Below are 22,048 nucleotides of genomic sequence, written 5' to 3' on the forward strand. Positions count from 1 at the left end.
CAGGTGCCTAGCGGATTACTACCCGCTTCACCGGCAAGGGCAACCGCCCAGGCACCGCTACCTGGGCGCAGCCACGGGTATCATCACAGCCGCCAGGTGGCGGCCCAGCGCCTCCCGTGTCAGTTGCCTGGTCACATTGAGTTCCCACTGCTGTACGCGGTCCTGAAGCCGATCGATATCCACTTGCGCGGCGTTGCGCTCGACCAGCGCTTCCAGTTCGGCATGAAAGAAATGCGGCGTACTCAAGCGCGTCGCGAAGACGCGAGTCAGGTACTCCTTCCAGAACGCTGTGGTCGACAGGTAATCGACCAGCGCGTCCCTGGACTGGGCAACCCGCACCAGCTGCGCGGCGGCATCGATATCCTGCCGCGACAGGTTGGCAACGCCTGGGTTGAGCATTTCGTCGTGCTCGACAGGCAGGTCCAGCTCGTCGGCCAGCGCCAGCCGGTAGGCCAGTGCGAACTCCAGCGACTCCTCAGGCCGGCCAGCACGCACGGCGTGCAAGCCACCCACCTGGTCGAGGGTATCCAGCCGCCAGCATTGCCCGCCCAGGTGCAACAGCGCCCGCTCCGGGTCGTCGGCCTTGCTGCCGTGCAGTGCTTTCCATTTGCGCACACGTACTTCCAGGTCGCTGAAGCGCAAGGTTGCGTTGTCCTGGCAGTGCTCGGTCAGCGCATGCGCGTACAGTTCCGTGCACAACAGCGGCTGTTCGCTCATGGACACCAGCATGCGCAGCACCCTGAGTGCCAGGTAGCGGGCCAGGAATTCCTGCTGGAAATCGGCCGAACCAGTCAAGCGCTGCAGCAGGTGAAAGAAGTCTCTCGATGCCTCCTGGCCATTGAGCTTGCTCCAGATATCAGCCATGCGATCTCGTTCAGCGGGCTGCACCAGGTCGGTCCAGCGCAGCATCGTCGGCACCTGGTCTTCGAGAACCTCGTGCCAGGTATCCTGGTCACGCAGCAAGGGGTTGCCTGCAAGCCAGACCCGCCCCGCGTGCCACAAGTCCGAGCGATAGAACCCGTAGGGCAAGGTGCGGATCGCATTGTGGCTCACGTCCAGCGTATGAAGGTGCGGTGCCTCCATGACCCCGGCGGGCATCTGCGTCAACTGCGCCCCCCGCAGCATCAAGGCATTGAGCCGGGGCATGTCCGCCACTGACAGCGCACTGCGCAACGGGTTGTGGGACAGGTTGAGGTACACCAGCGAGCGGCAGGCCTGCAGCAGGGCCGGCATGCCGCCCTCAGGTCCGATCTGGTTGTTCGACAGATCCAGCACCTGCAGGCGTTCGGCCATGGCCTGGGGCAACGCCAGCGTACGCAGTCGGCAATTGGTGATGTTCAGCGTGCTCAACGTGGAGAAGGCGTGCAGAAACGTGTCTGGCACGGTGTGTATCTGCAGTGACCGTAATGCCAGGTCCGACACATGCGCGAAGCTGACCGTCGCCGGGATAGCCGGCAGCGCATCCAGGTCACTGCGGTAGCAACTCAGCAAATAGCCGCGGTCTGCCTCTACAGCCCCCAGTTGTTTGGGCACCAGGTAGCGCCAGCAGTCAACGAGGCCCCGGGCGAACTCGCGACGCGCCTTCCAGGCCCAGGCTTTGACCGTACCCACCTGCCAGCTCTTCAGCGTCTGGCGCAACGTGCCCAACTGTTGCTTCAGCTCGGCCAGCTCCGTCGCAGGGTCACGTTGCGACGCCCGCAACCGTTCCAGCCAATGCTCGACTTCGTCATCGTCGAAGCCCGGGTAAAGGTCACGCAGCTCGGCGGCCAGGTTCCTGACTACGGCCCGGTCCAGGCCCAGGCACTGGCGCCAGCCACTCAACGGGTAGCCGATGCGGCCGTTGGCCAGGCGTTGCGGCATGAACACAGCGCCATTCGAGGGCCTGATGCCGAGCACGTCGGCGATCACTTCCCGCTGTTGCGCCACCCGCCGCGCCAGCTCGCTGCGTAGCTGCAAGGCGAACGGTTTGCCAATGGCCAGTGCCGCGCGCTGCTCACGGGTATAGCCGCTGGCTATCTGCTGGAACAACTCACCCGCTGTGCCCAACGGCCTCTGGTCATCGCTGAGATGGAACAGGCCGTCCCGGTACCTCAGCTGCAACTGCCGCCCGCCCCCACGGGTGCTGAACAGCGGCGTACCGGCGTCACCGTCGAACAATTGCCAGCGTGGGCCGATGCCCATGCCAGGCATGCGGTCGAGCATGCCCAGGGCGAAGCGCGCAAGGTCCAGGGTCTGCGGCGTATCGAAAAACAGGGCTTCGTGTACACGGATGCAGCGGATGCGCTTGACCAGTACCGCAGCCGAGATCAACAGGTCGTCCGGGCTTGCCGTGCCCAGCAGCTGCTCCGCCGCAAGCCGGTGCAGGCTGGCAAAATCGCGCTGTAACGCCTGCGTATCGCCGGTCACCGGGTACTGTTCGTAGTACAACTGCCCCAGCAACGAACGGCGACGGTTCCACAGGTAATCGGCCAGCTCGTCATTCGCCACATCCTCTGTACTCTGCCAGCGCCGTGCCCGGGCAAGCAGTGCCGTATCGGCCACCGCCCCGCCTGCGCGCAGCTGGCTGACCAGGAGCTTGATGCGGTTCGCCAGCCTGACCCGGCTGACGGTGTCCAGCAGGCAGGCATCCGCTGCCTGGCCGCACACATGCAAGCCGCGCAAGTCGTCCGGTTCCATCCCGTGAATGGCCAGCACGTGATCGATCTGGTCGTCTTCCAGTTGCCTGAACTCACCGCCCAGGCGCCGGAACATGGCGTGCGTGTCATGCCACTCCACCGGCTGCTCGCACCATACCCGCCAGGCACCGGCGCCGTTGTGACGCAACCGTGGGCCGTGGCCTTGCCTGGGCAGCATGCGCCATTGCTCGTCGTCGCCCTGTACCACTTCGTAGAAGTAACCCTGCATGTTCACCCAGCAACGCTCGCCCAGGCGATACACTCCCTCGGCATCGGGCAGCGCTTGCAGCGCTGGCGGCTCGGTGCGAAAAGGGGCCAGGTCGAAGCGCCAGAGCTTTTCGCTGCCATCCTCGAGGCGCGCCGTGACCAGTTGCTCGACCAGGTCGGTCCTACGCACCACCGCGCCGGCCAGCACAGACGCGATACCCACCGTGATGACCGTCCTGGCGATGTTCAGCAGGTGCTCGACCGCGGCATGGGTATCGCCCTCCCGCCAGCTTTCCACCGCATGGAATGCGTCCTTGAGCATGTCCCAGGCCATGGCTGCCGCCATCACCGCGCCAATGACCGGCACGAACAGCCCCGCTACCCCTGCCGCAGCCCAGGCGCCGGCCTCCAGACGTTCACGCTGCGCCTGCTGCACGCCGCTGTCGATCATGCGTACCGGTACCGCGATGAATGCCGCATCATCCTTGATCACATCGATGCGTGCCTGTGCCTGGCGGTCGAACAAGGGCAATGCACAGTCAACCAGGTGCTGTTCCATATCCCGCGAAGCGGCTTCGGTCACATCCGCTAGCTCGCTGATAACCCGGGCGAAAAATCCGGCCTGATCACGCAGGCGCACGAAACGCCTGAAGAAACCCTGATACTGAGGGTCGGCAAGGCGTTTACCCAAGATCCTGCGGACAAAGGTGTCGAGGTCTGGCGCAACACACCAGGGGCTGACCGGGTCGCCGGGCAGATACACCAGCACGCGCCTGGTGCTGGTAAAACCCAGCGTCGTGCGGGTGACATGCAGCACGATGATCTGCTCCAGCGTGCACCCAAAGGCATGCAGATGCCTGGCGGCGACCGGGTCACCCTCGAACCTGCCAGGCTCGCCGCTGCTGCACAACCCCAGGATCAGGGCCAGTTCTGCATGGGTCAGGGCTGCCTCGGTCATTGCCTTGAAGGCATCCACCTGCATGTTCGACACCAACTGTGCCTTGAGCGTGGCTTGCAGGCCCTCGGTGCCCTTGGCGGGCGGGTACAGGACGGTGTCCAGGTGCTCCTGATAGCGCTCACCCAGGTCCAGCTGGCGGCACACTTTGGCCAACGCCGGAGCGCTCACCCCCGGCACCGCCACACCCACTGCGTCCACCAGGCAGTCGCTGCGCGGCAGGGTGCCCGGGCTCGCTTCATCCTCGGTGAAATTGGCCAGCGCAGCATCGACAAGCGCGATGTCGTAGTAGTCTTTTTCCTGCTGCGCCAGGCGGCCCGTGGCCAGTTCGGGATCAGGCGAAAGGGTGAAGTAGGTATGGCGGTAGTACAACGTATCGGGGTCGTGCAGGGAATGCAGTTTCTCCTGCAACGCCCGCTGCAGCAGCGGCTTGCAGAATGCGTGAATGCCTTGCAACGGCGCCAGTTGGCGCTGCAGGCGCTGGCGGCAGTCGAAACTGTCTTGCAGGGCCTGCAGCAGCGTCGTCAGTTGTTCTGCTGTTACCGAAGAAGGCGGCTGCGGCGCACTGTCCGGGCTTGCCAGGTGCAGCCCGCTCAGCCAGGCCGGCAAGCGGCGGGCAAGGATGCCGTCCTGGAAGCCTCGCTCCAGGTCCAGGGTGGTGGGCAATGCTTGGGTCGGATTCAGACGGTTCTGCATGTCGCGCCTCCAGGGTAAACGGAGGTGCGAAACTAGTGGCTGCCACTGGCCAGCGAGTGCTAGCCAGGTACCACCGCGTCAGAACAACAGGAGCTGGCGATCGGTCAGCGCAGCAAAATCATCCCCCACGAACGGCAGGATGGCATCGGCCACCGGCTGCAGCTGGCGGCTCAGGTAATGATCGTAATCGATGGGCGCCTGCGGGTTCTCCAGCGGCTCGGGGCCCGCTGTGGTCATCAGGTAGCTGATCCAGCCGCCGCGCTGGTACTGCTTTGGCCTGCCCAGGCGGCTGTTGTAGTCATCTGCCAGGCGCGCAGCGCGCACATGTGGGGGCACGTTGCGTTGATAGTCGGCCAGCGGCCGGCGCAGGCGCTTGCGGTACACCAGCAACTCGTCCAGTTCACCGGCCAGCGTCTGCCGCACATAGTCACGCACGTAGTCGCGGTACGGCTGCCCACGGAAGATCCGCGCATACAACTGTTGCTGGAACTGCCGGGCCAGCGGCGACCAGTCGGTACGCACCGACTCCAGGCCCTTGTAGACCATCTCCTCGTTGCCATCGGCCCGCAGCACCAGCCCGGCGTAGCGCTTCTTGCTGCCTTCGTCCGCGCCACGGATGGTGGGCATCAGGAAGCGCCGGTAATGCACCTCGAACTGCAGCTCCAGCGCGCTTTCCAGGTTCATCTGTTGGCGCAGGTGTTCGGCCCACCACTGGTTGACCTGGGTCACCAGCTCGCGGCCGATGCGTGCCGCAGCCTCCTCGCCATGGGCGCCCTTGAGCCAGACGAAGGTGGAGTCGGTATCTCCGTAGATCACCTCATAGCCCTTGGCTTCGATCAACGCGCGAGTCTGGCGCATGATCTGGTGGCCGCGCATGGTGATCGACGAAGCCAGGCGCGGGTCGAAGAAACGGCAGCCGCTCGAGCCCAGCACCCCGTAGAAGGCATTCATGATGATCTTCAGCGCCTGCGACAGCGGCGCGTTACCCTCGCGCTTGGCGGCTTCCCGGCCCTGCCATACGCGCTCGACGATGGCCGGCAGGCAATGCTCGCTGCGCGAAAAGCGCCCACCCCGGAAGCCTTCCACCGAATGCTCGTCATCGGGCTGGCGCAGGCCTTCGACCAGCCCCACCGGGTCAATCAGGAAGGTACGAATGATCGACGGGTAAAGGCTTTTGTAGTCCAGCACCAATACCGAGTCGTACAGGCCCGGGCGCGAATCCATGACGAAGCCACCGGGGCTGGCTTCGTCGGGGCGGCTGCCCAGGTTGGGGGCGACGAAGCCCAGGCGGTGCATCTGCGGGATGTACAAGTGGCAGAACGCGGCCACCGAACCACCGCTGCGGTCCGCGGCAAGGCCGGTGACCGATGAACGCTCAAGAAGGAATTCGAGCAGGCGGGTGTGGGCGAAAATGCGCGTCACCAGCTCGCAGTCCTTGAGGTTGTAGCGCGCCAGGGCCGGTTTGTCCTCGGCAAAGCGGCGGTTGATTTCGTCCATGCGCTGGTAAGGTGTGTCGATGGCCTTGCCTTCACCGAGCAGGGTTTGCGCGACACTTTCGAGGCTGAACGACGGGAAGCTCCAGGTCGCCAAGCGCAGCGCCTCGATGCCGTCGATCAGCAGCCGCCCCGGGGCATCGGCAAACACGTGGCCGCCACTGGTATGGCTGCGCAAGGTCATGGGCGCGCGATTGCGCCCCAGTGCCAGTGGTACCTGCAGCAGCTTGGCGTGCTCATGCAGCAGGCGCAGGTCGAACTGGACCAGGTTCCAGCCGATGATTGCATCCGGGTCATGCGTGGCCATCCACTGATTGAGGCAGGCCAGCATCTCGGTGCGGTCGGCGCAGTAGTGCAAGTCGAAGTCAAGTCCATCAGCCGTGCCATTGACCGGGCCGAGCATGTACACCTGGCGCTGGCCACAGCCTTCCAGGGCAATGCTGTACAGCTCACCCCGCTCGCTGGTCTCGATATCCAGCGACACCAGGCGCAGCGGCGGGCGATAACCCGGCAGGGGTTTGAGCTGGGCATCGCAGAGCACGCCCTGGGCATCCGGCTGGCCGGTGAACTGCACCGGGGCAGTGATGAAGCGCTCCATCAGGTAGCGCTCGGGCGGACGGATATCGGCCTCGAACACCTCGATACCGGCTGTACGAAGGCGTTGCTCCAACTGCATCAGTTGCCGGTGCTGGCGGCAGTACAGGCCCAGCACCGGGCGCTGGTCAAAGTCCTTCAGCTGCAGTGGCCGCAGCTCGACACCGGGTTCGTTGGCCAGCAGCACCCGTGCGTGCGCTTCCTGCGCCTGGGGAATGAAAGCCACCGATACCTGTGGCGCCAGGCGCAACTGCCGTGGCCCCTGATCGGTGGCCAGCCAGAATTCCACGCAGGTGCCTTCGGGCGTGTCATGCCAATGCCGGGTCAGGACAAAGCCCTGCTGCAACTCCACCGCGTCGACCTCTGAATCGTTTGTTGTGCTGATTGCGGCGATTCTACCGCCGATGCTCCGTTGCAGCGCATTTTTCCAGAAGAACATCCAGCCCGTCGGGTGTGCTGTTACGCAGATGACTCCAATGGGTAAGCGCGACGCGGCACCTGTGGGAGCGGGCATGCCCGCGAACAGTCCAATTCGATGGCTGGCACCGCGTTGGATTCTTCGCGGCTAAAGCCGCTCCCACAGGGTACGCGGATTGCCTGCAATTTCAGTAGCCCGTCTAGCGGGCTCCCGCCACGAACCCACTGCGCCGCCCAGCCCACGCCAGCAGCCAGGCCAGCGCGATCAACCCCAACACCACCCCACCAAACCACTCCACCCCTGCCCCGCTCAGCAACAACCCGCCAATGATCCCGCCCAGGGCGATGGCGCTGTTCCACACCGTGACCAGCATCGACTGCGCCACATCACCACCCTCGCCCGCCGCATCGGCGCAGGCGGTCTGCAGCAGGGTTGGCGCACCGCCGTAGGTCACGCCCCACAAGGCGATGCTCAGGTACATTGCCCACGACGACGCCTGCCCCAACACCAGCGTCGCCAGGGCAAAACCGGCCAGGCTCAGCAGCACCAGGGAACGCAGATAACGGTCGACCAGCAGCCCCACCAGGCCAATCCCGGCCAGGGCCGCAAGGCCGAACACCATCAGTACCAGGCCGATGTCGGCAGCCATGCCGGCCGCCGCCAGCAGCGGCACGATGTAGGTGTAGAGCACATTGTGGCCAAGGATCCAGCTGAGGATCACCAACAGCACGATCACCACCCCCGGCGTGCGCAACACCTGCAGGGCCGCAGGCCGCTTGCCGGTGGCGAGCCCCGGGTAGTCCGGCACCGACCGCAGTACCCAGGCCACCAGCAGCAGCGCCGCCAGCGTGACCACCACGAAAGTGGCGCGCCACCCCAACCCCGCCCCCAGCCAGGTGGCGATCGGCAGCCCGAGCGACAAGGCGATGGGCTGGCCGAGCATCGCCACGGCCATGGCCCGGCCCTGCAACGCCACCGGCACCATGCGCCGCGCATGTCCGGCAATCAACCCCCAGGCCAACCCGGCCGCGGCGCCAGTGCAAAAACGCAGCACCAGGGTCACAGCGTTGGAAGTGGACAAGGCAGTCAGCCCGTTGAACAGCATGAAACCGACGATCGCCAGCAGCAGCGCGCGGCGGCGGTACCAGCCCTGGGTCAGGGTCACCAACGGGATGGCGGTCAGCAACGAGCCCAGGGCATACGCCGTGACCCATTGCCCGGCCATGGCTTGGCTGATGTGCATGCCATCGGCGATCTGGTCGAGCAGGCCGGCCGGCAGGGTTTCGCTGAGGATGGCGATAAAGCCGGTCATGGCCAGCGCCAGCAGCCCACTGAGGGGCAAGCGTTCACTGTTGGCGACCAGCAGCGGTGCGGAGGATGTCTGGGACATTGCAGATGCCTTGAATGAGAAACGAGGCGGACAGTCTGCAAGCCGAGGCCATTACGGAAAAAGGCGGTTACAATGCCGTTCACCCAGGACATCAATGTCCGCAATCAGGAATACGGCATGGACAGCCTCAGCGGCTTCGTGGTCTTCAACCGTGTCGCCGAAACCCGCAGTTTCGTCGCTGCCGGCCAATCGCTGGGCATCAGTGCCTCGGCCGTGGGCAAACGTGTGGCGCGCCTCGAAAGCCGCCTGGGGGTGCGCCTGTTCCACCGCAGCACGCGCAGCATCACCCTCACCGCCGAAGGCACGTTGTTCCTTGAGCGCAGCCGGCGCATCCTGGCCGAGATCGAGGCCACCGAGCAGGCGCTCTCCCAAGCCAGCGCGACCCCGAGCGGTCGCCTGCGGGTGAGCATGCCGCAGGTCACCGGGCTGGTGATGCCGGCGCTGGCCGAGTTCATGGCGCGCTACCCGCAGGTGGAGCTGGACCTGGATTTTTCCGACCGCATGGTGGATATCGTCGGCGAAGGCTTCGATGTGGTGATGCGGGGTGGGCAGCCGGTGGACTCGCGGCTCAACGCCAAGTTCCTGGGGCACTTCCAGCACTGCCTGGTGGCTTCGCCCGAGTACCTGCGCGAACGCGGCACGCCGCTGCACCCGCGCGACCTGGCGGCACATACCTGCCTGCATTACCGCTTCCCCAGCAGTGGCAAGCTGGAAACCTGGCCGCTGCGCCAGGAGCACCCCGAGCAGGGCTACGACATCCCCATCTCGATGGTCTGCAACCATGTCGAGACGCGCGTCTGCTTTGCCGTCAACCATCGCGGCATCACTTGCCTGCCGGATTTCACCGTACGCCGCGAACTGGCCAACGGCGCGCTGGTCAGCGTGCTCGACGACTTCATGGAACGGCGCGGTAGCTTCTACCTGCTATGGCCGTCCGGGCGGCAGATGCCGCCGAAATTGCGGGTGTTCATCGACTTCATGCTCGAGCGCGTGTTCAACCGTACAGGTAATTGATGTCCTTGCAGACCAGCGGCGGCACCTGGCCAAGCAGGAATTCGCGCAGCTTGTGCATCTGCCGTGCCTTGGGGCTGGCCTTGAGCCAGGTCATGTAATAGCCGTCACCCGTAGCCACCGCATGCCTGAACGGCGTGACCAGGCGCCCGGCCGCCAGGTCGGCACTGGCCAGCACCAGGTCGACCACCGAAATACCCAGGCCTTGCTGGGCGGCCGAGATGCCCTGGTCGAGGGTATCGAACACTTGCCCGTGGTCGATACTGATGTCCAGCGCGTCCATGCGAGCCAGCCAGCGCCGCCAGTCACGGCGGTCGGGGGACGGGTGCAGGAACTCGCACTGGGCCAGGTCGGCCAGGGCCGGCTGTGCCTGGGTCATGTAGTCCGGGTGGCACACCGGGATCAGCCATTCATCGAACAGTTTGAAACTCTCGATATCGGCGGGAAAACGCCCGTTGGCAAGGAGGATTGCACAGTCGTAGGGCTCGGAATAGAAGTCCACGCTGTCGATGTCCATCCACACGCTGGACAGCTGCACGCTGCAGTTGTCCTCGACCTTCTTGAACGCATCCAGCGCCCGCAGCAGCCAGCGCACGGTGAGCGTGGACGGCGCCTTCAGACGCAGGCCGTAGCGGTCCTGGCGTAGCAGGGCGCAGGCGTTTTCGATGATCTTGAAGCCAACCTTGAGTTCCTGCGCCAGCAGGCGACCGTGCTCGGTCAGGGCCAGTTTCGGCCCGCGGCGTTCGAACAGATCGCAGCCGAACATGGCTTCGAGGGTCTTGATGTGGTGACTGACGGCGCCCTGGGTCAGGGCCAGCTCTTCCGCGGCACGGGTAAACGAGCCATAGCGAGAGGCCACCTCGAAGGCACGCAGCGCGTGCAAAGCCTGAATCCTTTCCGACATGGCGAAGCCCCGAGCATGAGTAAGACTAATAGTAGGTCATAGTTCCACGCGTTTTACAACGTCAAGGGCGTCTTGGAAAATGCCGGTAAATAACAAACATAACCAAGATCCTGCCTGCATGTGACTGGAACGTTCATCTAAATTAACGCCTGGGGAAATCATGCTTACGGGTTATGGAACTTGCTATCGCCTGGATGCGCTAGAGCTGGCCGCCGAACATGTCGGGAACACGCGACACTGGACCTACAATGCCGTAGAGCATTTTCGCAGCACCCTCGCCAACCCCGAATTCCCCTGCCTGTTCGGCCGCAAGGCGGTAAACGGCGCAACCTGCCACATCCTCTTCGCCCGCGCCGGGCAGTTGGCCGATGACATCGCCCTGGGCCTGGCCGACTACGTGCGCACCGTCGCTCCAATCCAACCCAAGCAGCGTATCGGCAGCCCGCTGGTCGTGTTTCTGGAAACCGCTGCCAACTGCACCCTCGCCGAGCAACAGGCACTGGCCTGGAAGGTGTTGCGTGGCGTGCATGCGCGCGACCCGCAGCCTTGGCCACACGGCATCCCGACCGACCCCGACGACAGCACCTGGTCGTTCTGCTTTGCCGGCATGCCGCTGTTCATCAACATGAATTTCCCCGGCCACCAACAGATGAAAAGCCGCAACCTGGGGCCACACATTACCTTCGTCATCAACCCGCGGGCGAACTTCGACGAAGTGGCCAATGCCAATACCGAAAGTGGCAAACGTATCCGTGAACGCATCCGCGAGCGCGTACACCATTACAACGACGGTGTCATGCCCGACACCCTTGGCTTTTTCGGCGATGCCGACAATTTCGAGTGGAAGCAATACCAACTGCAGGAGGCCGGGTCGCTCAACCCGTCCCGCTGCCCGTTCCACGCCCATGCCGTACACCCGGCAACACCTGAAATACTGATCGAGAACTGACCGTGAATACCGCACTCACTGCCACCTATGCCCTTACCGTCCTGCTACTGATCGCCACACCCGGCCCGGTAGTAGCGCTTATCATCAATACCGCAGCCGCCTCCGGCTCGCGCAGAGCCATGTTCACCGCCATTGGCACCAATTGGGCATCACTGGTGCTGATCGGCGCCGCGGCCTGGATCATCCTCACCAGCGCCGCCATCGACAAGGCCTGGCTCAGCGCCATGAGCCTGCTCGGCTGCCTGTTCATCGGCTACACCGCCGTGGGCACCCTGAGGGACGCCCTGCAGGCGCCTGCGACCGAGGCGCCGGGCGAACTCGCCAAGCCAGAGCGCAGCGGGCTGTTGCAAGGCTTCATGGTGGGCATTTCCAACCCGAAAGACATCATCTTCTTCATCGCCTTCTTCCCGCAGTTCATCCAGATCACCGAGTCGTTCGGCAAGAGCATGGTGGTGTTGTCGCTGCTGTGGGTGGCCATCGATTTTGCTGTGCTCAGCCTTTACATCTTCGCCATCGGCAAGATCGCCTCGCAACGCAGCAACCGCATGATCAGCCTGGCCTCGGGCGTCGCCCTGCTGCTGATCGCCGCCGGCGGCCTGCTGTACAACCTCAAGGAACTGGCGGCCTGATTGTGATGCAAAGTGCCCGCTGCAACATGAGGGAGAGATCATGACCGCGAGTGACACGAGCCCGTCGCCTTCGCCGTTGCAACAGGACTACCAGCGCTTTCTGCTGCTGGGCAGCCGGCGTGCACCGCACACCGTGCATGTGCACGAAACCGGCTACCGTTCCGGCACCATCAACACCGACGCCCTGGGCCTGCGCTACAGCCACTGCGCCGGCAAGCGCTTCTCGGCGGCCGAGCGCGGTGGTGCCGCGCGCATCAACCTGCTGGTCGGCGGCTCCACCGCCCTGGGCATCGGCGCCAGCTCCGACGAACACACAGTGGCCTCGCACCTGTCGATGCTCACCGGCGAAGTCTGGCTGAGCCTGGCCGGCTGTGGGCTCAATGCCAGCCAGGAGCTGCTGATGTTCCTCACCCATCAGCACCGCCTTGGCCAGCTCGGCCACGTGGTGGTGCTCAGCGGCCTCAACAGCCTGGCCCATGAAGCCCTCTGCGAAGTCCTCGCCAGCCTGAACGGTCCACAGCACGCCAAGGCCTACCAGGACTTTCTCAACAGTTTCAGCGAAGGCATGCAGCCCATGTCGGCTCCGCGCCGGCAATCGCTGTGGCAGCGTATCGGCCAAGCCTTGGCCGCGCCCCCGGTCGCACCACCTGCCACCTGGCCACTGTCGCCCCCGGAAAAGCGCCTGGCTCGTGCCGCCGACAACATTGGCCGGACCTTGCGCCAATGGGAACGACTGCTGGCAGACAGCCATTCCACCCTCACCTTCATCCTGCAGCCGTTGCTGCCCTGGTGTCGGGATAGCCTGCCCGCTGGCGAGCAGGCCATGCTGGATGCACTGCAGCGAAAACCGGCGAATTTCGACCGGCTGCTGGACGGCGCGTTCGACAGCCAGTTGCACTCGGCCTTCTTCCGCCGCATCAAGAGCCAGGCCGACCCGGTCCCCTGCTACGACATGAACTGCATGCTCAGCAGCTCGCCGGTGTTCGGGGCCGACTTGTTCATCGACCGCCTGCACCTGAATGACCTGGGCAACAATGCCCTGGCAAAGGTCATAACTGCCAAGCTTGGCCTGGCCCAGGAAAAACATGCCCAGCGCAAGGTCACGCCGATCAAGCTCGTCTGACAGTTGCCGGGTGGTCTTCCGGCCAGGCCCATTGGGTGGCTAGAATATGCCGTCGTTCCGATCTGCCCGAGGCGCACGCTTGACCGCCATGAACATCGAAGCCATCCATCATCAGTGCCTGGCACCCTGTGAGGCTTGCCTGTGAGCTGCATGCTTCGCCTGCCCCCCCTGCTGCTCGCTCTGATGCCGCTGGCCGCACACGCGCTGGAAGTGCGCATCGACCCTCATGCCGACCTGCTCTACCGTCAGGCCTTGCCCCTGCTGGAGCAGGCCGACAGCCAGGATGACAGCGCCAGCACGCTGCGCACGGCCGTGGGTGACGACCCGGAGCTTAGCCGCCAGGGCCAGGCCATGGCCCACACCCTGCCGACAGCGGTCGCCTTGCTGAAAAAGTCCGTGGCGCTGGGCCACCCGGTCGCACAGTACCGCCTGGCGCTGTACTACATGACCTACCTGCCCGCCGCGCAAATCCCGGATGCCGCCTGCCCGCTGCTCGAAGCCAGCCTCAAACAGGGCTTTGCCGCACCGGCGCCGGCCATCGCCACCTGGTGCCCGCCCTACAACGTCAGCAGCGAGTACCGCACTGCACTGGAGGCCATCCCCAGCATGGCCACCGTGTACGCCCCCTACTACCCGCAACCGGCCACGCGCCTGGCCTGCAACCGCAGCCGGCCACAAGGCCTGGAAATGCTATGGGGGCGCCAACGGGACTATCAGGCCGAGGTATACCGCCTGCTCGGCGACCTCGACCCGCAGCACCGCCAGAGCCTGCTGCAGAAGGCCGTGGATACCAACGGCTGCGTGACGGCGCAGCAGCACCTGACCAGCCGTCCCTGACCCTCACCCGTCGCGATCCTTTGTGGGAGATGGCCCAGCCCTTAGGGCTGCGCTGTCGCGTAGAGAACTGAAATGGCAAGCAGTCCGCGCACCCTGTGGGAGCGGCTTTAGCCGCGAAGAATCCAACGTGGTGCATGGCACCGGCTTCGCCGGTGTTCGCGGGCAAGCCCGCTCCCACAGTGACCGCGTGCGCCTTGAAATCTTGAGCAAGACAGTTGCTCCCACAAGGTGGAGACCAGCAAGATCGTTCAAGCCATCCCCCGCCCCGTCTGGCATGCTGGCCTACCACGTACACGCACTGCAGCCACCATGCCCCACATCGCTCGCCAAGCCTTCCTCCACGGCGCCATCGCCATTCTCCCGTTGTCCCTGGCCGTCGCGCCCTGGGGCCTGCTGGCCGGTTCCATGGCCATCGAGGCCAGCCTCAGTGCCTGGGAAGGGCAAGGGCTGTCGGCCATCGTCTTCGCCGGTGCCGCGCAACTGGTGGCCATCGGCATGCTCAAGGGCGGCGCCAACCTGGCGTCGATCCTGTTGACCACGCTGCTGCTGACCTCGCAGCACCTGTTGTACGGTCTGTCGATGCGCCCGGTACTGTCCAGCCAGCCGCTGCGCTGGAGGCTGGGCCTGGGCTTCCTGCTGACCGACGAGTTCTTCGCCCTGACCAGCCAGTACGACCAGCAGCAGTTCAACCGCTGGTACGCCCTGGGGGTGGGCCTGACCTTCTATGTCGCCTGGAACCTGTTCACTCTGGCCGGCATCCTGTTAGGCCAGAACATTCCACACCTGGACCAGTTCGGCCTGGACTTCTCCATCGTCGCCACCTTCGTCGCCCTGATCGCCCCGCTGGTACGCAACCTGGCCACAGTGGTGTGCGTAGCCGTGTCGCTATTCTGCTCGGTGCTGTTCAGCTACTGGCACTGGGAGACCGCCCTGGTGGCCGCAGGCCTGCTGGGCATGAGCGCCGGCTTCATCTGCCAGAAATTTGCCGGAGCCCGCGCATGACCTGGATCCTGATTTTCGCCATGGGTGCCATCGTATTCCTCAACCGCTATGCGTTCCTGGAGCCGCGCCTGCCCATGCGCCTGAGCTCCAACGCCCGGCAGTTCCTCGGTTTTGCCGTGCCGGGCATGCTCACCGCCATCTGTGGCCCTATCATCTTCATGCCCGACCACCAGCTGAACCTGAGCCTGCTCAACCCCTACTTGCTGGGTTCACTGGTGGCCATCGCCCTGGTGCTGTTGACCCGCAGCGTGTTGCTGAGCATGCTGGTGAGCATGTTGATCTTCTTCCTCCTGCGCAGCTGGCTGGCATGAGCACGCCCCTGCGCGAGCAGACACACCTCTGGCAGGCGCCGGCACTTGGCGACGTCGAAATGCTGCACGCGCGCTACTTCCAGCAGCGGTTCGCCCCGCATGTGCATGAAGGCTATGTGTTCACCGTGATCGAGTCGGGCGCCCAGCGCTTCTGGCATCGCGGTAGCGAGCACCTGGCGCCGGTCGGCAGCATGGTGCTGATCAACCCCGACGAGCTGCACACCGGCGCTACCGCCCACGAAGCGGGCTGGCGCTACCGCGGCTTCTACCCGGAGCACGAGCGGGTAACCGGGGTGCTCGACGAACTGGAACTGGGCCGCCACGGCATGCCCCGCTTCAAGGACAGCGTGATCAACGACCCGGCCCTGGCCAGCGCCTTCAGCCAGTTGCACCAGCTGTCCGAAGCAGGCGCCAGCGCCCTGCAGCAACAGACCGCCTGGCGCCAGGCAGTGCTGGCCCTGGTGCAGCGCCACGGGCAATGCGCCGAACCTGCGGCCCCCGGCCACGAACCGCTGGCCGTGGCCCGCGCCCGCGAACTGCTGGAAAGCCAGCTGGCCGACCCGCCCTCGCTCGAAACCCTGGCGGCGGCGGTCAACCTGTCGCCGTTCCATTTTGCCCGGGTATTCCGCCAGGCCACTGGCCTGCCGCCGCATGCCTGGCTGAAGCAGCGGCGCCTGGCCCGTGCGCGGGAAATGCTCAAGCGTGGCTGGGCGGCCTCGGAGGTGGCGTTCGACCTGGGCTTTGCCGACCAGAGCCATTTGAGCCGGCAGTTCAAGCAGGCCTACGGGGTGACGCCAGGGGCCTATCGCAGCGCCTGCCTGCAGGGCTGAACTGCGACAGCCGGCCTCAGGCAGGCCGGCCAGCCACTGCTACACTGACAAGGCTGAATGGAGGATCCTGCCATGTCCGAAAGAGAGCTCACCACCCTCCTGTCGCTGATGAACCAGCGCCAGGCCTGCCTGAGCAGTGCCTGCAAGGAGATAGCCGACTGGATCGACCGGCAGGGCGACGTGCCCGCCGCCGGCAAGATCCGCGCAAGTCTCAAGGCCCTGGAGGCCGACGAGGCCCAGGTCCGCAAGACCTTGACCTCGCTGACCCTCGACAGGCCGCTGCCCAGGTTTCGCAGCTGATTGAAATATGGGCCCGCTCCCACAGGGCGCAAAGCGCCCTGAAGGGTTCAGCCTGTCAGTGCTTCATGTGCATGTGATCATGCCCACCGCCCGCCTGGGCGTTGAGCGCACGCACGTCGGCCTGCACGTCCAGGGTTTCCTTGGCCCCCTTGGCATCCTCGATGGTCAGGGTCAGCGGCACTTTGTCGCCTTCCTTCACCTGGTTGTTCAGGCCCATCAGCATCACATGCAGGCTATTCGGGTCGAGGGTCACCGCCTTGCCGGCTGGCAACTCGACCGCCTTGACCTCACGCATGCCCATCACGTCGCCATTCATGGTCATCTCGTGCACCTGCACGGTCTTGGCCACGGGCGAAGCCACGGCCACCAGTTTGCTGTCGCTGCTGGCGGTCAGGATCATGAAGGCACCAGTGGACTGCTGGTGCGGCACAGTCGCACGGACCCAGGCATCGCTCACGGTGGTCTGGGCCAGGGCCGGCAGCGCCAGGCCCATCAGGACCAGGGCAGCCAGGCCGTGCTTGATCGGTTGTATCGACATTCAGCAGATCTCCATCAGGGTCACCAGGTCTTCGGCGCATTCCTTTGCAGTCAGGGAATGGCCCAGGCTCAGGCGCAGGGTGCCACGCGTATCGTAGACGTAGCTGGTGGACGAGTGAGAGACGGTATAGGTATCACCGGCCGGGACTTTCTCGTAGAACACCTTGAATTCCTTGGCCACCGCAGCGATCTCCTCGGGGGTGCCGGTCAGCGCGGTGAACGACGGGTCGAACGCCTTGACGTAGGCATCGAGCACTTCGGGGGTGTCGCGCTCCGGGTCCAGGGTAATCAGCACCACCTGGAACAGGTCGCGATCGCGGCCGCGCAGCAGCTGGCGGATTTGCGCCGCGCGCGCCAGGGTAGTCGGGCACACCGCCGGGCACTGGGTGAAACCGAAGAAGATCATCGGCATGCTGCCGTAGAAACTCGACAGGGTGCGCACATTGCCTTGGGTATCCTTGAGGCTGAACTTGCGCCCAAGGATTTCGTTGCTCATGTTCTTGCCGTGCTTGAACTCGAGCCCCCGGGCCGGGCTGCAGCCTGCCAGCAGGCCAAGCCCGAGAACGCCCATCCCGGCGACAACTGCGCGCCGGGTATACAGATCATTCATGAAACCATCCTTTACAGGGAAGGTGCCGGCCCTCGGGACGGGCCGGTCGAAAAACCGGGGCATTCTGGCACGACACCCCGAGGGGTTCTACCCGACGAAGGCGAGGATCGGCTGCAGCCCTTTGAATACGGGCTGCGGCCTGTTGTCGCAGGGGTTGAAACAGTAACACTTTGTTGCTAAGGAAGTGGGTTCAACGCGATCCCTGTAGGAGCGCGTCAGCCTCAGTAGTAGGCGTTCTCTTTCTGGCTGTGGTCAGTCACGTCACGCACGCCCTTCAGCTCGGGAATACGCTCGAGCAGGGTGCGCTCGATACCTTCCTTCAAGGTCACGTCAGCCTGGCCGCAACCCTGGCAACCACCACCGAACTGCAGCACGGCAATGCCATCATCGACCACATCCACCAGGCTCACCTGGCCGCCGTGGCTGGCCAGGCCAGGGTTGATCTCGGTCTGCAGGTAATAGTTGATGCGCTCGTTGATCGGGCTGTCTTCATTGACCATCGGCACCTTGGCATTCGGCGCCTTGATGGTCAGCTGGCCACCCATGCGGTCGGTGGCGTAGTCGACCAGTGCGTCTTCCAGGAACGGTACGCTGACCGCGTCCAGGTAAGCGGTGAAGCTCTTCAGACCCACGGCGGTATCGTCAGGCTTCTCTTCGCCCGGCTTGCAGTAGGCAATGCAGGTTTCGGCGTACTGGGTGCCCGGCTGGGTGATGAAAATGCGAATGCCGATGCCAGGCGTATTCTGCTTGGAGAGCAGATCGGCCAGGTAGTCATGGGCGGCGTCGGTAATGGTTATAGCGCTCATGTAGGTTCCTCACAGACTTGCGGCCAAGTGTACGCCAACCCGGCCTTCGAACAAAGTCCTAGTATTTGACTCGGGAAAGCGCATATTCAGGGGGCTGCCCCCGTGGCGCCGCCAGCCAGGCCTGCATGCGCCGGTACAGGCCGCGCTCCAGCCACTGGTAGCTGAACCACGACATTAGTCCAATGGACGGCACGCACAGGGCGAACACCAGGTATGGGTTCAACTGCAGGCGCTGGCTGGCGAACCAGCCGGCATACAACACCAGCACATGGATCAGGTACACCGAGTACGAACAGTCGCCCAGCGCCTTGAGCAGCCGGTTACCGCGCAGCAGCGGCTCCAGGGCGACGAAGGCCAGCACGATCATTGCACTCGGCACGCCCCAGTGCAGCAAACGCCGGGAAGCGTCCAGGTGGTAGATGGCCAGGCCTGCCACCGCCAGCAACGCCAACGGCAGCCAGCGGCCATGGCGAATCAGCCCGCGACGGTGCAGCACGCCCAGGCCGATGCCGAGCAGGAACTCGTAGATGATGTCGTTGCTGTAGAAGCGGCTGAGCACGCCCAGCCGGCCCAGTACCTCGCTGGCCAGCAGCAGTGCGGCGGTGACCAGTAGCTGCTGATGACGCTGGCGCACCAGTAAAGCCAGGCCGAACAGCAGGTAGAAGAACATCTCGAAGTTCAGCGTCCAGCCCACGTTCAGGGTCGGGTACAAGCCGTAGCCACCAGGGTTTTCCGCCGGGATGAACAGCAGCGACAACAGCAGGTGGTGCCAGGTGAATGCCTGGTGCGGCAGCCACTGGCTGAAGGCCAGCAGCAGGGTTGCCATCAGCGCCGTGTAGAACCAGTAGGCCGGGACGATACGCAGTGCCCGGTTGAGCAGGAACTGGCGGGGCTCGATGGCTTTGTCGCAGGTCGACAGGTAGATGACCAGCCCGCTGATGACGAAGAAGATATCGACGCCTGCGGCGCCGCGGTCGGTGAGCAGTTGGCCGATGGGGCCGGTGGCATGGAAGTCGAAGAAGATCTGCATGAAATGGTGGCAGACCACCACCCAGGCGGCGAACGCCCGCAGTGCCTGAAGCGAATACAGCATGGAGTACCCTGCGATTGCCGGTGCATTGAGGCCCAGGCTCGGATGCAGGGGCGAGCGCTACGCGCTCGTTCGCGGGTAAACCCGCTCCCACAGGGTTAGCGCTGACCTCGAGAGTGGCGCCATACCTGTGGGAGCGGGTTTACCCGCGAAGGGCTGCAAAGCAGCCCCCTTGCAATCGATCAGGACCACCCAGCAAGTCCGACCGCAGGGTAATCGGAAAGGTCAGCCCGACCGATCAGAGGTTCTCGTAGCGGTTCATGTCCAGCACGCCCGCCTCGACCGGTTCGGTTTCCTTGATGAAGCTGTTCAGGTCATGGAAGTAGCGCCAGAACTCAGGGTGACTGCGACGCACGCCCCAGCGCATGACGATACGCTCGAACTTCGCCGCATCATCCTTCGCATACTCCATGTCCTCGACGAACTCCGGCACATCCTTGGTCGGGATGTTGAAGATGAAGTTGGGGTAGCTGCTGAGCACGCCGGGGTACAGGGTCAGGGTATCCAGCCCCGGCTGGTAGCGGTACGCCTCGCCCAGCAGGAACGCCACGTTGCTGTGCGCGCGGTTGCGCAGCAGGCTGTACACCTGGCGCTGGCCGCCCTGCCCTTCGATGCGCAGCATGGTCGCTTCGGGCAGCTGGTTGATCACCTTCAACCCGGCAGCCGGGCGCGACACCAGGCGGCTGAGCGACTGCTCGGCATTGCGGAACTCTTCGCTCACCTGCGGCCGTGAACAGAACGCGCCCTGGCAGCGGTTGATCGGGTCAGGCGCAGCATTCAGGCTGCCGGTACGCTGCAGAAGCTTCAGGCCGAAGTCGCGCTTGGGGTTGCGCGGGTCGAGCTGGATACCGCTCGGGGTGTCGGTGTCGATGTCTTCATAATCCATCCACATCTTCACCTTGCCGCTGTTCTGGTACCAGTCGCCGAGGATCGCCTTGCGCTGGTCGGCCGGCATCAGGCGCAGGAAGTTGACCTCGGCGCCGTTGCGGATCAGGTCGAAGTAAAGGCGCGTCTGCAACTGGTGCGAGACGTTGCCGAACACATCGAAGTTGACCGCCAGCTGGTAATAGGTGCGCTCGAACAACGGGTAGTCGAACAGCCACACGGTCAGCGGCACGTCACCGATCAGGCCCTTGGTCACCGAGGCGCTGTCGAAGTGGCGGAAGATGCTCAGCAACGCGTTGTCGTTACCGGCCCACAGCGTCGCCCAGCCCGGCGCCGGCATGTCGGCATAGGCTTCGCGACGCAGTTTTTCGTACTCGTTGCGCTTGTCGCGGTAGGCGTGCCAAAGACTCAGCACGCTGCCCACGTCATCGATCTGCCCAGGCATGGCCAGCAGCGGCGTGGCCTCACCACGGTACTTGGCATCGGTAATGTAGCGGTCGTGGGCCGGCTCCTGGAACAATGCCCAGAAGTTGTCGCGGATCACGTCAGTGGCAATCTGCCCACGGCATACCGGGCCACGGATGAAGGTGCGCACGAAGTACTCGGCGTTATCCAGCATGAACTGGTAGCGCGCCACTGCCGGGATCGCTTCGAAGGTTTCGAACGGGTTGGCCCGGTGGCGCGGGCCATAGCCTGGCAGTGCAGTGGCATGCCAGTCACCGGCATAGAACAGTTGCTTGACCCGCTTGAGCTTCTGCGGCCCCATCGGGTAGGTGATGTGCGTCTTGTGCACGATCACGCCCTGCACCGGGACCAGCCGGTAATAGAAGTCGGTGCCCGGCGGGTCGTTGGGGCGGCGCGTGGCGATCAGGTCGACCGGCTGGCCGCTCGGGGTGCGCGAACGTACCCACTGGAAGAAGTGGCCCTGCTCGCCACCGACGAAGTAGATATGCGCCAGGAACAGGTGCTCGTACAGCCAACGGCCAACCAGTGCCTCGGTGGAACCCGGGCGGTTGAGCAGCTCTTCCCAGTCGGCGATCTGCTTGGCTTCGGCCGCGCTCGGCTTGATCGACTGGTACTCGACCGGCGCACCGGCGGCCAGCCAGCGGCGCATGGTGTCGTATTCCTTGTCGGTCAGCCCGGTCACCGCCAGCGGCATGCCTTCCTTGGGATGGGCGCCGGCATAGGCATCGAACTCATGCGGCAACGGGCACATGTTGTTGCGGTTCAGGCCCAGGACAATTTCCTCGGGCAGCTTGGCGTTGGGCGTGAGCGGGGTCTTGTGCCCCAGCTCGAGCATGCGCGCCATCAGCGCGGCCTGGCTGCCCTGGTTGTCGAGCACCGAGTAGAAACCCTTCTTGCGCCATTCGCCCTCGCTGTGGGCGTCGTAGAACAGCCGCGTGGTAGGCACTGCCTTGCTGCGCTCGCCCTGGTACACCGGGACCTTGCTGGCCCCGCGCACCGCGCCTTCAGGGCTTTCCAGCTTCAACTGGCAGGCGGCGTCGTTGCAGGCGTGGCAGGCCACGCATTTCTCGGTGAAGATCGGTTGAATGTCCCGGGTGTAGGAAACAGCCGGGCTCGACTGGGGGGCTTGCCCGAACGCCACACTGCTGATGAGCAGGGCGAAAACGCCGGCAAGAATACGATGCACCATGTGCGGAAAGTCCTGGGTATTGAAAGCCATCACGATTTGTTGACTGGTCGTCCTTGGGGTGCCGTGCCTTGCCGACGCCCGCCCAACATGAGCCATTTTCATGCAAATGGGCGATGTGCCTAAAATCTGCGCAGCTTTGTTA

The 22,048-nt window shown here is 64.4% G+C and carries 18 protein-coding genes; 9 read left to right on the forward strand and 9 right to left on the reverse strand.

Annotation, left to right across the window (positions count from 1 at the left end; all coding sequences use genetic code 11):
- Nucleotides 1-57: 57 nt before the first annotated feature.
- The 3 genes from J5M71_RS22880 to J5M71_RS22890 all read right to left on the reverse strand — a co-directional run bounded on the left by J5M71_RS22880 (nucleotide 58) and on the right by J5M71_RS22890 (nucleotide 8,428).
- On the reverse strand, nucleotides 58-4,533 hold the full coding sequence (locus J5M71_RS22880) for an NEL-type E3 ubiquitin ligase domain-containing protein (RefSeq protein ID WP_207837398.1): 4,476 nt from the start codon (nucleotides 4,531-4,533) through the stop codon (nucleotides 58-60).
- A 78-nt stretch (nucleotides 4,534-4,611) separates the two neighbouring features.
- Nucleotides 4,612-6,972: a DNA polymerase II gene (locus J5M71_RS22885; RefSeq protein WP_207837438.1), complete on the reverse strand. Its 2,361-nt coding sequence runs from the start codon at nucleotides 6,970-6,972 to the stop codon at nucleotides 4,612-4,614.
- Nucleotides 6,973-7,237: 265 nt separating this feature from the next.
- Entirely contained in the window at nucleotides 7,238-8,428 is a 1,191-nt protein-coding gene (locus J5M71_RS22890) for an MFS transporter (protein ID WP_207837400.1), read from the reverse strand.
- 117 nt (nucleotides 8,429-8,545) lie between these two features.
- Here J5M71_RS22890 and J5M71_RS22895 point away from each other — a divergent pair, with 117 nt between their 5' ends.
- Nucleotides 8,546-9,442, forward strand: coding sequence for a LysR family transcriptional regulator (locus J5M71_RS22895; RefSeq protein ID WP_207837440.1), 897 nt, complete (start codon nucleotides 8,546-8,548; stop codon nucleotides 9,440-9,442).
- On the opposite strand, the gene J5M71_RS22900 is transcribed toward J5M71_RS22895, so the two are convergent.
- The gene (locus J5M71_RS22900) at nucleotides 9,423-10,343 is read right to left on the reverse strand and encodes a LysR substrate-binding domain-containing protein (protein WP_207837402.1); all 921 of its coding nucleotides are present in this window, start codon (nucleotides 10,341-10,343) and stop codon (nucleotides 9,423-9,425) included. The two genes, J5M71_RS22895 and J5M71_RS22900, sit on opposite strands and share 20 nt — an antisense overlap.
- A 160-nt stretch (nucleotides 10,344-10,503) precedes the next feature.
- Here J5M71_RS22900 and J5M71_RS22905 point away from each other — a divergent pair, with 160 nt between their 5' ends.
- The 8 genes from J5M71_RS22905 (at nucleotide 10,504) to J5M71_RS22940 (ending at nucleotide 16,324) form a co-directional block, all read left to right on the forward strand.
- Complete coding sequence (locus J5M71_RS22905; protein ID WP_207837405.1) at nucleotides 10,504-11,292, forward strand: YqcI/YcgG family protein; 789 nt, start codon at nucleotides 10,504-10,506, stop codon at nucleotides 11,290-11,292.
- Nucleotides 11,293-11,294: 2 nt separating this feature from the next.
- Nucleotides 11,295-11,921, forward strand: coding sequence for a LysE family translocator (locus J5M71_RS22910; protein WP_207837408.1), 627 nt, complete (start codon nucleotides 11,295-11,297; stop codon nucleotides 11,919-11,921).
- A 40-nt stretch (nucleotides 11,922-11,961) separates the two neighbouring features.
- A complete protein-coding gene (locus J5M71_RS22915; RefSeq protein ID WP_207837412.1) occupies nucleotides 11,962-13,044 on the forward strand; it encodes a hypothetical protein in 1,083 nt (360 codons plus the stop codon).
- Nucleotides 13,045-13,185: 141 nt separating this feature from the next.
- Nucleotides 13,186-13,881: a sel1 repeat family protein gene (locus tag J5M71_RS22920; RefSeq protein ID WP_207837413.1), complete on the forward strand. Its 696-nt coding sequence runs from the start codon at nucleotides 13,186-13,188 to the stop codon at nucleotides 13,879-13,881.
- Between the two features lie 309 nt (nucleotides 13,882-14,190).
- Nucleotides 14,191-14,883 (forward strand): AzlC family ABC transporter permease, encoded by a 693-nt coding sequence (locus J5M71_RS22925; protein WP_207837415.1) that lies wholly within the window; start codon nucleotides 14,191-14,193, stop codon nucleotides 14,881-14,883.
- A complete protein-coding gene (locus tag J5M71_RS22930) occupies nucleotides 14,880-15,194 on the forward strand; it encodes an AzlD domain-containing protein (RefSeq protein ID WP_207837417.1) in 315 nt (104 codons plus the stop codon). The genes J5M71_RS22925 and J5M71_RS22930 overlap by 4 nt, the downstream gene beginning before the upstream one ends.
- Nucleotides 15,191-16,024 (forward strand): AraC family transcriptional regulator, encoded by an 834-nt coding sequence (locus tag J5M71_RS22935; protein WP_207837419.1) that lies wholly within the window; start codon nucleotides 15,191-15,193, stop codon nucleotides 16,022-16,024. Before J5M71_RS22930 ends, J5M71_RS22935 begins: the two co-directional genes overlap by 4 nt.
- Nucleotides 16,025-16,096: 72 nt before the next feature.
- Nucleotides 16,097-16,324 (forward strand): hypothetical protein, encoded by a 228-nt coding sequence (locus J5M71_RS22940; RefSeq protein ID WP_003250422.1) that lies wholly within the window; start codon nucleotides 16,097-16,099, stop codon nucleotides 16,322-16,324.
- A gap of 55 nt (nucleotides 16,325-16,379) precedes the next feature.
- Here J5M71_RS22940 and J5M71_RS22945 read toward each other — a convergent pair whose 3' ends face one another.
- From J5M71_RS22945 to J5M71_RS22965, 5 genes are all read right to left on the reverse strand, one after another.
- Complete coding sequence (locus J5M71_RS22945; RefSeq protein ID WP_207837421.1) at nucleotides 16,380-16,862, reverse strand: copper chaperone PCu(A)C; 483 nt, start codon at nucleotides 16,860-16,862, stop codon at nucleotides 16,380-16,382.
- Nucleotides 16,863-17,471: an SCO family protein gene (locus J5M71_RS22950; RefSeq protein WP_063914066.1), complete on the reverse strand. Its 609-nt coding sequence runs from the start codon at nucleotides 17,469-17,471 to the stop codon at nucleotides 16,863-16,865.
- 221 nt (nucleotides 17,472-17,692) lie between these two features.
- Nucleotides 17,693-18,277, reverse strand: coding sequence for a Fe-S biogenesis protein NfuA (gene nfuA / locus J5M71_RS22955; protein WP_003250416.1), 585 nt, complete (start codon nucleotides 18,275-18,277; stop codon nucleotides 17,693-17,695).
- Between the two features lie 58 nt (nucleotides 18,278-18,335).
- Nucleotides 18,336-19,370: an acyltransferase gene (locus J5M71_RS22960; protein ID WP_207837423.1), complete on the reverse strand. Its 1,035-nt coding sequence runs from the start codon at nucleotides 19,368-19,370 to the stop codon at nucleotides 18,336-18,338.
- A gap of 235 nt (nucleotides 19,371-19,605) precedes the next feature.
- The gene (locus tag J5M71_RS22965; RefSeq protein WP_207837425.1) at nucleotides 19,606-21,906 is read right to left on the reverse strand and encodes a fatty acid cis/trans isomerase; all 2,301 of its coding nucleotides are present in this window, start codon (nucleotides 21,904-21,906) and stop codon (nucleotides 19,606-19,608) included.
- Nucleotides 21,907-22,048: the final 142 nt, after the last annotated feature.

The organism is Pseudomonas sp. 43(2021) (assembly GCF_017490805.1).
GTDB lineage: Bacteria > Pseudomonadota > Gammaproteobacteria > Pseudomonadales > Pseudomonadaceae > Aquipseudomonas.

Coding starts and splice junctions, on each gene's coding strand:
- J5M71_RS22905 (WP_207837405.1), top strand. CDS start 10,504: ATGCTTACGGGTTATGGAACTTGCTATCGCCTGGATGCGCTAGAGCTG.
- J5M71_RS22965 (WP_207837425.1), bottom strand. CDS start 21,906: ATGGTGCATCGTATTCTTGCCGGCGTTTTCGCCCTGCTCATCAGCAGT.
- J5M71_RS22960 (WP_207837423.1), bottom strand. CDS start 19,370: ATGCTGTATTCGCTTCAGGCACTGCGGGCGTTCGCCGCCTGGGTGGTG.
- J5M71_RS22935 (WP_207837419.1), top strand. CDS start 15,191: ATGAGCACGCCCCTGCGCGAGCAGACACACCTCTGGCAGGCGCCGGCA.
- J5M71_RS22950 (WP_063914066.1), bottom strand. CDS start 17,471: ATGAATGATCTGTATACCCGGCGCGCAGTTGTCGCCGGGATGGGCGTT.
- J5M71_RS22890 (WP_207837400.1), bottom strand. CDS start 8,428: ATGTCCCAGACATCCTCCGCACCGCTGCTGGTCGCCAACAGTGAACGC.
- J5M71_RS22915 (WP_207837412.1), top strand. CDS start 11,962: ATGACCGCGAGTGACACGAGCCCGTCGCCTTCGCCGTTGCAACAGGAC.
- J5M71_RS22880 (WP_207837398.1), bottom strand. CDS start 4,533: ATGCAGAACCGTCTGAATCCGACCCAAGCATTGCCCACCACCCTGGAC.
- J5M71_RS22895 (WP_207837440.1), top strand. CDS start 8,546: ATGGACAGCCTCAGCGGCTTCGTGGTCTTCAACCGTGTCGCCGAAACC.
- J5M71_RS22900 (WP_207837402.1), bottom strand. CDS start 10,343: ATGTCGGAAAGGATTCAGGCTTTGCACGCGCTGCGTGCCTTCGAGGTG.
- J5M71_RS22940 (WP_003250422.1), top strand. CDS start 16,097: ATGTCCGAAAGAGAGCTCACCACCCTCCTGTCGCTGATGAACCAGCGC.
- nfuA (WP_003250416.1), bottom strand. CDS start 18,277: ATGAGCGCTATAACCATTACCGACGCCGCCCATGACTACCTGGCCGAT.
- J5M71_RS22925 (WP_207837415.1), top strand. CDS start 14,191: ATGCCCCACATCGCTCGCCAAGCCTTCCTCCACGGCGCCATCGCCATT.
- J5M71_RS22930 (WP_207837417.1), top strand. CDS start 14,880: ATGACCTGGATCCTGATTTTCGCCATGGGTGCCATCGTATTCCTCAAC.
- J5M71_RS22945 (WP_207837421.1), bottom strand. CDS start 16,862: ATGTCGATACAACCGATCAAGCACGGCCTGGCTGCCCTGGTCCTGATG.